Here is a 13,069-nt window from a genome sequence, read left to right on the forward strand (position 1 = left end):
CCCGACACGGACGCTACCGTGACAGGGAGGCGGCTGGGGGCGTCGCGATTTCCGAGGAGGAATGGTGCTCGACCCCACCGTCTGGCTCGACGTCCCGCAGGAGGTCTCCACGGGCACGCTTCCCGGATGGGAGCGGGTGGACGAGCTCGTGCGGGAGGCGCACGCCCGGTACGCGGACGAGGTGTCCGGGGAGGTGGCGGACTACATCCCCGTCCTCGCCGCGGTCGATCCGGAGCTGTTCGGGCTCGCGGTGATCGAGGTGGGCGGCGGCATCCACGACGCCGGAGACGCGCTGCACGCGTTCTCCATCCAGTCGATCTCGAAGATGTTCGTCTACGCGCTGGCGATCCAGGAGCACGGCCACGAGCGGGTCCGCGAGATCGTGGGCGTCAACAACACCGGCCTCGCCTTCAACTCGGTGGTGGCGCTGGAGCTCAACGACGGGCATCCGCGCAACCCGATGGTCAACGCCGGGGCGATCGCGACCACGGCGCTGATGCCCGGCGCCACGGCGGTGGAGCAGTGGGAGCGCGTCCGCGAGGGGCTGTCCGCGTTCGCCGGACGACCGCTGAGCCTGGACGGCGAGGTCTACGCCTCCGAGGCCGGGTCGAACGAGCGCAACCGCGCGCTCGGATGGCTGCTGCGCAGCTACGGACGACTGGCCGGCGATCCGGACGAGATCGTCGACGTCTACACCCGTCAGTGCGCGCTCAGCGTGACCGCGCACGACCTCGCCGTCATGGGGGCCACGCTCGCCGACGGCGGGGTCAACCCCGTGACGGGAGAGCGGGTGGTCTCCGCGGACGTCTGCCGTGACACGCTCGCCGTCGTCGCGGCGAGTGGGCTGTACGAGCGGTCAGGGGACTGGCTGTTCGAGATCGGCCTTCCGGCCAAGTCGGGCGTCTCGGGCGGCCTCGTCGCCGTCTCTCCCGGCAAGGGCGCCGTCGCCGGCTTCTCGCCCCGGCTGGACGAGGCGGGCAACTCGATCCGGTCGCAGATGGCGATCGGCCACCTGTCGCGGTCGCTGGGGCTGAACCTCTTCGCCTCCGCGCCCTCGCCCGCGCATGCCGGCGAGGCGCGTGTCTCGTCAGCCTCGGAAGGAGAGCGCTCATGACCCGCACGGCCCCCGCCCCCGCGAAGACGTCCTGGCTGCCGATGGTCAGCCTGTTCCTCGCACAGGTGCTCATGTCCTTCAACGTCGCAGCGCTGCCGATCTCGCTCGGCGGCATGGTGAGCGACTTCGGCGTCCCGCCGACCGTCGCGAGCACGACGATCGTGATGTACGGCCTCGCCGTCGCGGCGCTCGTGATGACCGGGGCCAAGCTCGGGCAGCGCGTCGGCTGGGTGCTGATCTTCCGCGTCGTCGTCGCGCTCTTCGCGGGGTCGGCCGTGATGATGCTCCTCGCCCCGACCGTCTGGTGGGCCATCGCCGGGCAGGCCGTGGCGGGAGCGGCCGCGGCGATCATCGTCCCCTCGATCGTGGCTCTGATCGCCGAGAACTACCGGGGCCCGCAGCAGGCCACGGCCATCGGCGCGATCGGCTCGGCACGCGCGATCTCCGGCGTCAGCGCCTTCCTCATCGGAGGGACGCTCGGGACGCTCGTCGGGTGGCGTCCGCTCTTCGTCATCGTGCTGGCGATCGCCGTCGCGGTCTTCGCGCTGAGCTTCACGCTGCGCGGCGATCGCGGCGATGCGGCGATCCGCATCGATCTCGTCGCGGCCCTCCTCATCGGCGCGGCGATCGTGCTGCTGACCCTCGGATTCAACAACCTGAACAGCTGGGGAGCGCTCGCGGCGGCGCCGTCCGCCCCGTTCTCGGTCTTCGGGCTCTCACCGGCACCGATCTTCATCGTGCTGGGGATCATGCTGGGCCAGGGGTTCTTCCTGTGGACGCGGCGGCGGATGGCGGAGGGCAAGGTGCCGCTGATCGATCTGAGCGTGCTCGGCTCGTCCCGGGAGCGCGCCGCGGTGTACGCCATGTTCATCGTCGTGGCGCTGGAAGCCTGCGTGAACTTCACGGTGCCGCTGTACATCCAGATCGTCCAGGGGCGGACGCCCTTCGACACCGCCCTCGCGATGATGCCGTTCAACCTCACGGTGTTCGTCACGGCGACGCTCGTCGTGCGGTTCTACACGCGCTACCCGCCGCGCACGATCGGCGTCTTCGGGTTCATCCTCACGACGGCGGCGCTCGTCTGGCTCTCGATCGTCGTGACGAACAACTGGGAGACGGTGCCGACCATCGCCGGCCTCATCGTGTTCGGCATCGGCCAGGGCGCTCTCGTCACCCTGGTCTTCAACGTGCTCGTGACCGCGGCGCCGCCCGAGCTCGCCGGCGACGTGGGATCGTTGCGCGGCACCACGCAGAACCTCGCCTCCGCGGTCGGGACGGCGCTCGCCGGGGCGCTGCTGGTCTCGCTGCTCGCGCTCAACGTGGGCCGTGCGGTCGTGGAGCATCCGGACCTGCCGCCGTCGCTGGTGTCGCAGGTCGACCTGAACGAGGTGAACTTCGTCAGCAACGACGAACTGCGTGCGGTCCTGGAGACCACGGACGCGACGCCGGAACAGGTCGACGCCGCGGTCGCCGTGAACGAGGAGTCGCGCCTGCGCACGCTCAAGCTCGGCCTGCTGATCCTCGCCGCGGTGAGCGCGCTCGCGATCCTGCCGGCGTCGCGCCTGCCGAACTACCGTCCGCACGAGATCCCGGACCCCTCCCCGGCCGGGCCGGGGGAGTGATCTTCAGCGGAGCTCGGAGATGAGCACGGCGCTCGTCCCGGGCGCGATGGCCTCGAACACGTGCGCCGCGTCGCCGGCGTACGTCAGGTAGTCGCCCGGGTTCAGCACCACGGCATCCTCGGGCGGGCCGACCCGCGCCTGCCCGGCGATGAGGATCACGTGCTCGATCGTGCCCGCATGGTGGGGGTCCGAGCGTCGGGGGTCGCCGGGCTCCGCCTGGATGAGGTACACGTCGCGCCGGGCGCCCGGAGGGCTCGCTGAGAGGAGTGTGGCGCTGTAGGCGGCGGCAGAGGAGGGCACCCCCGCGAGGTCGTCGGCGCGGATGAGGGTGGGGGCGTTGGCCTGCTGGTCGACGAGCACCGCGAAGGGCACGCCGAGCGCGACGCCCAGCGCCCACAGCGTCTCGACGCTCGGGTTGCCGGCACCGCTCTCGAGCTGGGAGACCGTCGCCTTGGAGATGCCGGCCCGCCGGGCGAGCTCGGACACGGACAGGTTCGCCGCCTCGCGCTCGCGGCGGAGCGTGCGGGCGAGGCGGGTGCGGAGATCGTCCATGCGTTCATCATGGCAAACGATCGTTCGCTTGACTATGCATCCGGGCATGTTCAGAATGATGATCGTGTGTTCAGTGAAGCGAACGTCGTGGCGGAGCGGACCCCGATGACCGCCGAGCGCGAGGTGTGGCGCGAGGCGCTCGGCGTGGTGCTCGCGACGAGCGCCTACGGGATCTCCTTCGGCGCGCTCGCCGTGGCCGCGGGCCTCGACGTGTGGCAGACATGCGTGCTCAGTCTCCTGATGTTCACCGGGGGATCGCAGTTCGCCTTCGTGGGCGTCTTCACCGCCGGCGGACTGGCCGCCCTGCCCTCGGCGATCGCGTCCGCCGCCCTGCTCGGGGTGCGCAACGTCGCCTACGGGATGCGCATGTCGCCGGTCGTCGGCGGGGGACCGGCACGACGAGCGCTCGCCGCGCACTTCACGATCGACGAGTCCACCGCCGTGGCGATCGCGCAGGACGATCCGCGCCTGCGCCGGGTGGGCTTCTGGGTCACGGGTGTCGGCATCTTCCTCGGCTGGAACCTCACCACGCTCGTCGGTGCGCTGGTCGGCGACGTGCTCGGCGACCCGAAGGCCTGGGGTCTGGATGCGGCGGCCGCCGCGGCGTTCCTCGCCCTGCTGTGGCCGCGTCTGCGTCAACGGCAGGCGGTCGCCGTCGGGATCGCGGCCGCCGTGATCGCGGCCGCCCTCACCCCGTTCCTCCTGCCCGGACTCCCGGTGCTCGTCGCCGCTCTCGTCGCGATCGTCGTCGGATGGTTCAACTGGCTCGGAACGCCGCGACCCGCAGGCGCCGGCGAAGGGGAGGGGTCCGCATGACCCTCTGGAGCGCCATCCTCCTCGCGGCCCTGATCTGCCTCGCCCTGAAGGCCGTGGGCTATCTCGTGCCGCCGAAAGTGCTCGAAGCGCCGCGTCCGGCCCGTATCTCCGATCTCCTCACCGTCGCGCTGCTCGCCGCCCTCGTCGCGGTGCAGTCGCTCGGCGACGGGCAGGCCATCACCGTCGACGCGCGTGTCCCCGCCCTGCTCGTCGCAGCGGGACTCCTCTGGCTGCGGCAGTCGTTCCTCGTGGTGGTGGCCGCCGCCGCCCTCGTCGCCGCGCTGCTGCGGCTGTTCGGTCTCGCCGCCTGACACGTCGTTCCGCCGGACAGCGCCCGGGTAGGATCGGGGGGTGCGCGGGAAGTGGTTGTCGAGGGTGCTGTCCTGGGTGGCTGCTGCCCTGGTGGGTGGGGTCTACGGCGTGGCCGGGACCATCGCACACAGCGTCATGTGGGGACCGACCCCGATCGGCCTCATCGTCGCCGCCATCGCCTGCGCCGCGATCCTCATCGCCGTCCGTGCGCTCACCCACGACCGGGGAGCGGCCGTTGCCGCCGGTCTGGGGATGCTGGGCATGATCGTGCTCATCTCGGGCGTCGGCCCCGGCGGCTCCGTCGTCGTGCAGGACACCCTCGCCGGGCGCATCTGGACGTATGTCGCCGCCGGCATCGTGCTGCTCGTCATCGCGTGGCCGTCGTTCTCCCGGCAGCCGGTCCGCCCCGCCACGCCGTCCTCGGAGGAACCCGAGGTCCGCGGGTCGTAGACTGAGGGGGTGACGTATGTGATCGCCCTCCCGTGCGTCGATGTCAAGGATCGCGCCTGCATCGACGAGTGCCCCGTTGACTGCATCTACGAGGGCGAACGGTCGCTCTACATCCACCCCGACGAGTGCGTGGACTGCGGAGCGTGCGAGCCGGTGTGCCCGGTCGAGGCGATCTACTACGAGGACGACCTGCCCGACGAGTGGCAGGACTACTACAAGGCCAACGTCGAGTTCTTCGACGAGATCGGCTCGCCCGGCGGCGCCGCCAAGGTCGGCGTCTACCCGTTCGACCACCCGATCATCGCCGCGCTCCCGCCGCAGGGCGAGTAGGCGCGCTCCGTGAGCGTCCGCGACCTCGCCGACTACCCGTGGGACGCCGTGGTCCCGTATCGTGAGCGCGCCGCCCGGCACCCGGGCGGTCTCATCGACCTCTCCGTCGGCTCGCCGGTCGACCCCACGCCGGAGATCATCCGTCGGGCCCTCGCCGCGGCGACCGATGCCCACGCCTACCCGCAGACCGTCGGCACCCCCGCGCTCCGGGAGGCCATCGTCGACTGGTACGCCCGCCGCCGCGGCGTCCCGGACCTCCGGGTCGACAACGTGCTGCCGACGATCGGCTCCAAGGAGCTCGTCGCGCTCCTGCCCACGCTGCTGGGGCTCGGCGCCGGAGACATCGTGGTGCATCCTCGCGTCGCCTACCCGACGTATGAGGTCGGCGCGCGGGTGGCAGGGGCGACACCTCTCGCGGTCGACGACCCGGCGGAGTGGCCGGAGGGCGCCAAGCTCATCTGGATCAACACCCCGGGCAACCCCGACGGCCGCACCTGGACGGTCGACGAGCTCGCCGCGGCGGTGCAGCGGGCGCGGGAACTGGGCGCCGTGCTGGCCAGCGACGAGTGCTACGCCGAGCTCGGCTGGGACGGCCCCTGGGCGGACGAGGCCATCCCGTCGGTGCTCGACCCCCGGGTGACCGGCGGCACACGGGCGAATCTCCTCAGCGTGTACTCGCTGAGCAAGCAGTCCAACCTCGCGGGTTATCGGGCGGCCTTCGTCGCCGGCTGCGCCCGCGTGGTCGGCGAGCTCCTCGCCGCGCGCAAGCACCTCGGCCTCATGCCGCCCGCGCCGGTGCAGCAGGCGATGATCGTCGCCCTCGGTGACGACGCACACGTCACGGCGCAGAAGGAGCTCTACCGTGAGCGGCGGGCGCTGCTGCTGCCCGCCGTCGAGGCTGCCGGCTTCCGCATCGACGGCTCGCAGGCCGGGCTGTACCTCTGGGCGACCGAGGGGCGCGACGCCTGGGAGTCGATGGCGCGTCTCGCCGACCTCGGGATCCTCGCGGGCCCCGGGCACTTCTACGGCGCCTCGTCGCCTGCGCACGTGCGGCTGTCGCTGACGGCGCCGACCGACCGCGTCGCGGAAGCGGCGCGACGCCTGCGCGGCGCGGATCTGTAGGATCCCTCCCTGTTGCAGCCATCCCTTTGGCGGTTGTCACAGTAGGCCTGCGTGACGACTAGGCTGTAAAGGCGATTCGGTCGGCACCCGGCCCGGCGCTCGGCGCCAGAGATATCGCCAGTTCCGGCTTGATCAAGAACTTGCTGACGCCCGCGATGCCGGGGCGATCAGACAGAAGGAGGAGGTCCGCGTGAGCGCTGCGGCAGACCAGACGGCGAAGCTGACGATCGGCGACACCACCGCCGAATTCCCCCTGGTGCGCGGTACCGCGGGCCACGACAGCATCGACTTCTCGACGCTGACCCGTCAGACCGGCTACACCGGGCTCGACTACGGCTTCGTCAACACCGCCTCCACGAAGTCGGACATCACCTTCATCGACGGCGATAAGGGCATCCTGCGCTACCGCGGCTACCCGATCGAGCAGCTCGCCGGCAGCACCAGCTACCTCGAGGTCGCGTGGCTGCTCATCTACGGGGAGCTCCCGTCCGCCGGAGAGCTGGCCGAGTTCGACGAGAAGATCCGTCGGCACACGCTGCTGCACGAAGACCTCAAGCGCTTCTTCTCCGCGCTGCCGCACACCGCGCACCCCATGTCGGTGCTCTCCTCCGCCGTCGCCGCCCTGTCGACGTACTACGAGGGGCAGACCGACCCGCACAACCCCGAGCACGTCGAGCTGAACACCATCCGCATGCTCGCCAAGCTGCCGGTCATCGCCGCCTACGCGCACAAGAAGAGCGTCGGCCAGGCGTTCCTCTACCCGGACAACTCGCTCGGCTTCGTGGAGAACTTCCTCAAGCTGAACTTCGGCGTGAACTCCGAGCCGTACGAGATCAACCCGACCATGGTGAAGGCCCTCGAACTGCTGCTCATCCTGCACGAGGACCACGAGCAGAACGCCTCGACCTCCACCGTCCGCCTCGTCGGCTCCACGGGAGCCAACCAGTTCGCGTCCGTGTCGGCCGGCATCCAGGCGCTCTCGGGTCCGCTGCACGGCGGCGCGAACGAGGCCGTGCTGACCATGCTCGGCCAGATCCGCGACTCGGGCCAGAGCGTCTCCCGGTTCGTCGAGCGGGTGAAGAACAAGGAAGAGGGCGTGAAGCTCATGGGCTTCGGGCACCGGGTCTACAAGAACTACGACCCGCGCGCCAAGCTCGTCAAGGAGGCCGCGGACGAGGTGCTGAGCTCGCTCGGCGTCACCGACCCGCTCCTGGACCTCGCGAAGGAGCTCGAGGAGATCGCCCTCGCGGACGACTACTTCCGTGAGCGTCGCCTGTATCCGAACGTCGACTTCTACACGGGCGTGATCTACAAGGCGATGGGCTTCCCCACGCGGATGTTCACGGTCCTCTTCGCGATCGGCCGCCTGCCCGGCTGGCTCGCCCAGTGGCGCGAGCTCCAGCTCGACCCGCAGACGAAGATCGGCCGTCCGCAGCAGCTCTACACCGGGTCGCCGGAGCGCGCCTTCCCGACGCGCTGAGCGCGGCGCCGCAGACGCCGAAGGCCCCCTCGCACCGGAGTGCGAGGGGGCCTTCGTCGTCGTCAGGCGCGAGCCGGGATCAGCGTCCCTGGCCGCCGCGCGCGCCCTGGCGGCCCTGGCCGCCCTGGCGCTGCGCACCCGGCGCGCCCTGGCCGGCCGAGCGCGGACGGCGACGACGGCGGGAGGGCGGGGTGGTCGCGGTGCTCTTCTCGCCGCCCGCGGGCCGCTGCTTCGCAGAGCGCTGCTGCTGCGGCTGCGGGGGAGCGGGGCGCACGTGCGGAGCCCGCTCGGGGACGAGCTCGGTGACGGCGTCGGCGGTGAGGTTCTCCAGCGGTGCGGTGATGGCGGCCTTGCGCAGGAGATCCTTCACGTCACGGCGCTGCTCGGGCAGGACCACGGTGACGACTGTGCCGGCGGCGCCGGCGCGAGCCGTGCGCCCCGAGCGGTGCAGGTAGGCCTTGTGCTCGACGGGCGGATCGACGTGGACGACGAGGTCGACGTTGTCGACGTGCACACCGCGGGCCGCGACATCGGTCGCGACGAGGACGCGCACGCCCCCGTCGGCCGGGTCGGTGGAGAAGGCGCCGAGGTTGCGCTCCCTGGCGTTCTGAGACAGGTTGCCGTGCAGGTCGACGGCGGGGATCCCGGCGGCGGAGAGCTGCTTGGCGAGCTTCTTCGCCTGGTGCTTGGTGCGCGTGAAGAGGATGCGACGGCCGGTGCCCGAGGCGAGATCGCGCACCAGCACGGTCTTGTTCTCGGGGGAGTCGACGACGAGCACCCGGTGGGTCATCTCGCCGACCGGCACGCTCGCCTCGTCGACCTCGTGGCTGACGGCGTTCGTGAGGAACCGGCGGGCGAGGGTGTCGATGCCGCGGTCCAGCGTGGCGCTGAAGAGCAGGCGCTGACCGTCGGCGGGCGTCGCCGACAGGATGCGGGTGACGCCGGGGAGGAAGCCGAGATCGGCCATGTGGTCCGCCTCGTCGAGCACGGTGACCTCGATCGCGCTGAGACGCACGACCTGCTGCTTCATGAGGTCTTCCAGACGGCCGGGGCAGGCGACGACGATGTCGACGCCGCCCTGCAGCGCCTGCTCCTGCGGACGCTGGCTGACGCCGCCGAACACGGTGGTGACCCGAAGGCCGACGGCCTCCGCGAGCGGGGCGACGGTCGCGGCGATCTGGGTGGCGAGCTCGCGGGTGGGGGCGAGCACGAGGCCGCGGGGCAGACCGGAACGACGCTTGTGGCCGGAGGCCGCCAGGCGGGCGACGAGCGGGAGCGCGAAGGCGATGGTCTTGCCGCTGCCCGTGCGTCCGCGACCGAGGAGGTCACGGCCGGCGAGCGAGTCGGGCAGGGTGTCGCGCTGGATCGCGAACGCCTCGGTCTTTCCGGAGGCGGCGAGAACGGTGGCGAGCTCGGCGGGAACGCCGAGATCGAGGAAGGAAGGCATGCAGAGAACTCCGTCAGCGCACGAGAACGGCGCGGGATAGTGGGGTGAGGTGGGCGAAGACGCAGCGAGTGCGCGTCCGTTCGCCGTGCGAATGGCCAGTTCGGGCTGGAGAGGGGAGCGCGGGCGCTCGCTTCGGTCCTCGGAGACCCCTAGACGACGACGATGCTGACCGGCCGGCGGCGCGGGCAACGGAGCCAGTCTACCAGCGGAGACCGGTCGAAGGCTGCAGGCGGGCTGTCAGGCGTGGAGCGCCTCGTTGAGCGTGACGCCGACGCCGGCCCGACGGACCGCCTCGACGGCACCCGTGAGGGAGTTGCGACGGAAGAGGAGGCCGTCCTGGCCCGAGAGGTCGGCGCCCTTGACGGTCTTCCGTCCTCCGTCGGCCGTCGCGGGACCGTCGGCGAGCACGATCTTCGTCCCGGCGGTGACATAGAGCCCGGCCTCCACGACGCAGTCGTCGCCGAGGGAGATGCCGATGCCGGCGTTCGCGCCGAGAAGCGTGCGGGCGCCGATCGACACGCGGTGCGACCCGCCGCCGGAGAGGGTGCCCATGATCGAGGCGCCGCCGCCGATGTCGCTGCCGTCGCCGACCACCACGCCCTGCGAGATGCGCCCCTCGACCATCGAGGCGCCGAGGGTGCCGGCGTTGAAGTTGACGAAGCCCTCGTGCATGACCGTGGTGCCGGGGGCGAGGTGGGCGCCGAGCCGCACGCGCGAGGCGTCGGCGATGCGCACCCCGGCGGGCTGCACGTAGTCGGTGAGACGAGGGAACTTGTCCAGGCCCTGGATCTGGATCCCGGCGTGCTGGAGCTGCGGACGCAGGCGCGCGGCATCGGCGGGGAGTAGCGGGCCGGCATTCGTCCAGGCGACGTTCGGCAGGTGACCGAAGATGCCGTCGAGGTTGAGGGCGTTCGGCCGCACGAGCAGGTGCGACAGCGCGTGCAGACGCAGATAGGCGTCCGCGGTGGAGACCGGGGCGGCGTCCAGGTCGATCGTGAGCTCGACCACCGCGAGGGTGACGTCGCGGCGCTCGTCCTGACCGGTCTGTGCGTCGAGCGCGGTGCGCGCGGCGGCGACCTCGGTCTCGGACGGCGCGGACGAGCGGACCTCCGGGTACCACGCGTCGAGGACCGTGCCGTCGCTCGCGGTGGTCGTCAGGCCGAGTCCCCAGACAGATCGTGCGTCGCTCATGCCTCCACGGTATCGCGCCGGCGACGGTGTCCCGTCCCGCATGACGGGCATCAGTAGGCTGGGGGCATGGTGCTCGATCTGACCGCGTCCTCCGCCGACATCACCCGCGCGATCTGCGACGTCCCGAGTGTCTCCGGCGACGAGAAGACACTGGCCGACCTGATCGAGGAGGCCGCGTCCGGTCTGCCGCACCTGGAGGTCATCCGGCACGGCAACACGGTCGTCGCCCGCACGGATCTCGGTCGGGCGCAGCGCGTCGCGATCGCCGGGCACATCGATACCGTGCCCCTCAACGACAATCTGCCCACGCGCGACATCGAGATCGACGGCGTGCCGTATCTGTGGGGTCGCGGCACCGTCGACATGAAAGCCGGGGTCGCGGTGCAGCTCAAGCTCGCCGCCGAGCTCACCGACCCCGCGATCGACGTGACCTGGATGTGGTACGACAACGAGGAGGTCGCGGCCTCCCTGAACGGCCTCGGGCTTCTCGCCGCAGCGCGTCCTGACCTGTTCCAGGCCGATTTCGCCATCCTCGGGGAGCCGTCGAACGGCCAGGTCGAAGGCGGGTGCAACGGCACGCTGCGGGCGATCGTGCGGACCACGGGCGTCCGCGCGCACAGCGCCAGGGCCTGGATCGGCGAGAACGCGATCCATCGCGCGGCGCCCATCCTCACCCGGCTGTCCGAGTACCGGGCCCGGGAGGTGCTGGTGGAGGGCCTGCTCTATCGGGAGGGGCTCAGCGCGGTCCGCATCGCGGGTGGGGTCGCCGGGAACGTCATCCCGGACGCCTGCGAGGTCGAGGTCAACTACCGCTTCGCGCCGAACAAGTCCGCGGCCGACGCCGAGGCCCACGTCCGGGCGGTCCTCGCCGGCTTCGACGTCGAGATCACGGATGCCGCCGAGGGCGCCCGCCCCGGGCTGGACGCCGACATCGCGCGCCGGTTCGTCGCGGCGGTCGGCGCGGAGCCGCAGCCGAAGTACGGATGGACCGACGTGGCGCGCTTCTCGGCCCTCGGCATCCCGGCCGTGAACTACGGGCCCGGTGACCCGCATCTCGCCCATCACGACGAGGAGCGTGTGCCGCTCGCCCAGATCGACGCCGTCGAGCGGGGTCTGCGCGCATGGCTCACGTCGCACTGACGCTCGCACGGCGCTGGGCGCGGATGCCGCTGGCTCTGCGCATCGGCATCATCTACGTCCTCGCACGGGTCGTGACGACCGGATTCCTCATCGCCGCAGCCTCCCTGTCCACGGTGTTCTCGCGCTTCGGCGGCGACGCCGGGCTCGTGGACTTCATCCTCGGATGGGATGCCCAGTGGTACTGGCAAGTGGCGGTGCACGGCTATCCCGCCGACCTCCCGCTGACCGACGACGGGGAGGTGGCCGAGAACGCGTGGGCCTTCATGCCCGTGTTCGCGTACGCCGCGAAGGCGTTGGGCTTCCTGTTCGGCTCCTGGGGCGCCGGAGCGCTCGTGCTCGCGCTCGTCGCCGGCTACCTGGCCTGTCTCGCCCTGCATCGTCTGCTCCGCGACCGCATCGGGAACGCGGCGGCGCTGTGGGCCGTCGTCTTCTTCGCCGCCGGCCCCCTGGGCGCCCTGTTCCAGGTGGGATATGCGGAGACGCTCTTCCTGCTGCTGCTCTTCCTCGCGTTGGACGCGACGATCCGCCGGAACTACGCCTGGCTGTACGTGCTGATCCCGGTGCTGGGATTCACCCGCCCCGGAGTGCTCGCCTTCGCCCTGTACCTCGGCCTGCACGGGATCCTCCGCTGGACGCACCGTCGCACGGATCCGCTCGGGGGCAGGGAGGTCGTGCACATCGTCGCCCTCGGCGCACTGGCGACGGCGACCGGGTTCGCGTGGCAGGTGATCGCCGGTGTCGTGACCGGGGACCCCGGCGCCTACCTCGCCACCGAGCTCGCCTGGCGCCGGCACTGGATCACCGGGGGCGTCGAGGGGTTCGTGCCCTTCGAGGGCTGGGTGCAGGCATCGCAGTTCTGGTTCGAGCTGTGGGGCCTGCCGGCCGGCTGGGGGCCGGTCGCGCTCATCGTGCTCGTGGTCGCGGCGGCCGCCGCGCTGCTGCTGTCCCCGCAGGTGCGCGCGCTCGGCCCCGACCTCCGTCTCTGGAGCGCGAGCTACCTGCTCTACCTGCTCGCGGTGTTCTTCCCGCAGTCGAGCACGTTCCGCCTGCTGCTGCCGCTCAGCCCGGCGTGGGGAGCGGTGGCGGTACCGCGCTCACGAGCGTGGCGGCTGGGCGTGCTGGCGCTGTGCCTGGTCGGCCAGTGGGTGTGGATCTATCACGTGTATGCCCTCGGCAGCACGTTCTGGCAGGTGCCCTGACGACGCCGGGGAGCGGATTGTGTCCCGTGACGTCCACGGCGCGGTCGCACCCGATAAACTCGTCCCATACCACCGGAGGAAAGGGAGCCACGATGGCAGCGATGAAGCCGAGGACCGGAGACGGACCCATGGAGGCCGTGAAAGAGGGACGACTCATCATCGTGCGTGTTCCGCTCGAAGGAGGAGGCCGCCTGGTCGTCTCCGTGAACGACGCCGAGGCCAAGGAGCTTCACGACGTGCTCGGTGCCGTCGTGGCCCCGGCCTGATCGTACCTGGTCCGCTGCAGCGCGACGC

Annotated in this window: 14 protein-coding genes; 11 read left to right on the top strand and 3 right to left on the bottom strand. The window is 71.3% G+C overall.

The window, feature by feature from the left end; translation table 11 throughout:
• Window positions 1–61: 61 nt before the first annotated feature.
• Window positions 62–1,114, top strand: a complete 1,053-nt coding sequence (gene glsA, locus BV453_RS09920; protein WP_303708278.1) for a glutaminase A — start codon at window positions 62–64, stop codon at window positions 1,112–1,114.
• The gene (locus tag BV453_RS09925) at window positions 1,111–2,736 is read left to right on the top strand and encodes an MFS transporter (protein ID WP_249521491.1); all 1,626 of its coding nucleotides are present in this window, start codon (window positions 1,111–1,113) and stop codon (window positions 2,734–2,736) included. The genes glsA and BV453_RS09925 overlap by 4 nt, the downstream gene beginning before the upstream one ends.
• 3 nt (window positions 2,737–2,739) lie before the next feature.
• Here the strand turns inward: BV453_RS09925 and BV453_RS09930 are convergent, their stop codons facing one another.
• The gene (locus tag BV453_RS09930; protein ID WP_249521492.1) at window positions 2,740–3,288 is read right to left on the bottom strand and encodes a helix-turn-helix domain-containing protein; all 549 of its coding nucleotides are present in this window, start codon (window positions 3,286–3,288) and stop codon (window positions 2,740–2,742) included.
• A 105-nt stretch (window positions 3,289–3,393) separates the two neighbouring features.
• Here BV453_RS09930 and BV453_RS09935 point away from each other — a divergent pair, with 105 nt between their 5' ends.
• The 6 genes from BV453_RS09935 to BV453_RS09960 all read left to right on the top strand — a co-directional run bounded on the left by BV453_RS09935 (window position 3,394) and on the right by BV453_RS09960 (window position 7,798).
• Window positions 3,394–4,104 (top strand): AzlC family ABC transporter permease, encoded by a 711-nt coding sequence (locus tag BV453_RS09935; protein ID WP_025102950.1) that lies wholly within the window; start codon window positions 3,394–3,396, stop codon window positions 4,102–4,104.
• Complete coding sequence (locus BV453_RS09940; RefSeq protein ID WP_025102951.1) at window positions 4,101–4,415, top strand: AzlD domain-containing protein; 315 nt, start codon at window positions 4,101–4,103, stop codon at window positions 4,413–4,415. The genes BV453_RS09935 and BV453_RS09940 overlap by 4 nt, the downstream gene beginning before the upstream one ends.
• Window positions 4,416–4,455: 40 nt before the next feature.
• On the top strand, window positions 4,456–4,866 hold the full coding sequence (locus BV453_RS09945; RefSeq protein ID WP_249521493.1) for a histidinol dehydrogenase: 411 nt from the start codon (window positions 4,456–4,458) through the stop codon (window positions 4,864–4,866).
• Window positions 4,867–4,875: 9 nt separating this feature from the next.
• Window positions 4,876–5,196 carry a ferredoxin gene (gene fdxA / locus BV453_RS09950; protein ID WP_017203330.1) on the top strand — a complete coding sequence of 107 codons (321 nt, stop codon included), beginning with the start codon at window positions 4,876–4,878 and terminating at the stop codon, window positions 5,194–5,196.
• Between the two features lie 9 nt (window positions 5,197–5,205).
• A complete protein-coding gene (gene dapC, locus BV453_RS09955; protein WP_249521494.1) occupies window positions 5,206–6,318 on the top strand; it encodes a succinyldiaminopimelate transaminase in 1,113 nt (370 codons plus the stop codon).
• A 190-nt stretch (window positions 6,319–6,508) separates the two neighbouring features.
• Entirely contained in the window at window positions 6,509–7,798 is a 1,290-nt protein-coding gene (locus BV453_RS09960) for a citrate synthase (RefSeq protein ID WP_025102954.1), read from the top strand.
• Window positions 7,799–7,877: 79 nt separating this feature from the next.
• On the opposite strand, the gene BV453_RS09965 is transcribed toward BV453_RS09960, so the two are convergent.
• Together BV453_RS09965 and dapD are read right to left on the bottom strand one after the other, a co-directional pair.
• Window positions 7,878–9,245: a DEAD/DEAH box helicase gene (locus tag BV453_RS09965; protein ID WP_249521495.1), complete on the bottom strand. Its 1,368-nt coding sequence runs from the start codon at window positions 9,243–9,245 to the stop codon at window positions 7,878–7,880.
• A gap of 237 nt (window positions 9,246–9,482) precedes the next feature.
• Complete coding sequence (gene dapD, locus BV453_RS09970) at window positions 9,483–10,436, bottom strand: 2,3,4,5-tetrahydropyridine-2,6-dicarboxylate N-succinyltransferase (RefSeq protein ID WP_249521496.1); 954 nt, start codon at window positions 10,434–10,436, stop codon at window positions 9,483–9,485.
• 66 nt (window positions 10,437–10,502) lie between these two features.
• On the opposite strand from dapD, the gene dapE reads away from it, so the two are divergent.
• The 3 genes from dapE to BV453_RS09985 all read left to right on the top strand — a co-directional run bounded on the left by dapE (window position 10,503) and on the right by BV453_RS09985 (window position 13,041).
• Window positions 10,503–11,576 carry a succinyl-diaminopimelate desuccinylase gene (gene dapE, locus BV453_RS09975; RefSeq protein WP_249521497.1) on the top strand — a complete coding sequence of 358 codons (1,074 nt, stop codon included), beginning with the start codon at window positions 10,503–10,505 and terminating at the stop codon, window positions 11,574–11,576.
• A complete protein-coding gene (locus tag BV453_RS09980; protein WP_249521498.1) occupies window positions 11,558–12,775 on the top strand; it encodes a hypothetical protein in 1,218 nt (405 codons plus the stop codon). The genes dapE and BV453_RS09980 overlap by 19 nt, the downstream gene beginning before the upstream one ends.
• 92 nt (window positions 12,776–12,867) lie before the next feature.
• Window positions 12,868–13,041 carry a DUF3117 domain-containing protein gene (locus BV453_RS09985; protein WP_071328210.1) on the top strand — a complete coding sequence of 58 codons (174 nt, stop codon included), beginning with the start codon at window positions 12,868–12,870 and terminating at the stop codon, window positions 13,039–13,041.
• The last annotated feature ends 28 nt before the right edge of the window (window positions 13,042–13,069 follow it).

The sequence above is a fragment of the Microbacterium sp. ER1 genome, assembly GCF_023383675.1.
Classification (GTDB): Bacteria; Actinomycetota; Actinomycetes; order Actinomycetales; family Microbacteriaceae; genus Microbacterium.

Excerpts from the sequence above, each read along its gene's own strand:
- glsA (WP_303708278.1), top strand. The coding sequence starts at position 62 with ATGGTGCTCGACCCCACCGTCTGGCTCGACGTCCCGCAGGAGGTCTCC.
- BV453_RS09925 (WP_249521491.1), top strand. The coding sequence starts at position 1,111 with ATGACCCGCACGGCCCCCGCCCCCGCGAAGACGTCCTGGCTGCCGATG.
- BV453_RS09930 (WP_249521492.1), bottom strand. The coding sequence starts at position 3,288 with ATGGACGATCTCCGCACCCGCCTCGCCCGCACGCTCCGCCGCGAGCGC.
- BV453_RS09935 (WP_025102950.1), top strand. The coding sequence starts at position 3,394 with ATGACCGCCGAGCGCGAGGTGTGGCGCGAGGCGCTCGGCGTGGTGCTC.
- BV453_RS09940 (WP_025102951.1), top strand. The coding sequence starts at position 4,101 with ATGACCCTCTGGAGCGCCATCCTCCTCGCGGCCCTGATCTGCCTCGCC.
- BV453_RS09965 (WP_249521495.1), bottom strand. The coding sequence starts at position 9,245 with ATGCCTTCCTTCCTCGATCTCGGCGTTCCCGCCGAGCTCGCCACCGTT.
- dapD (WP_249521496.1), bottom strand. The coding sequence starts at position 10,436 with ATGAGCGACGCACGATCTGTCTGGGGACTCGGCCTGACGACCACCGCG.
- dapE (WP_249521497.1), top strand. The coding sequence starts at position 10,503 with ATGGTGCTCGATCTGACCGCGTCCTCCGCCGACATCACCCGCGCGATC.
- BV453_RS09980 (WP_249521498.1), top strand. The coding sequence starts at position 11,558 with ATGGCTCACGTCGCACTGACGCTCGCACGGCGCTGGGCGCGGATGCCG.
- BV453_RS09985 (WP_071328210.1), top strand. The coding sequence starts at position 12,868 with ATGGCAGCGATGAAGCCGAGGACCGGAGACGGACCCATGGAGGCCGTG.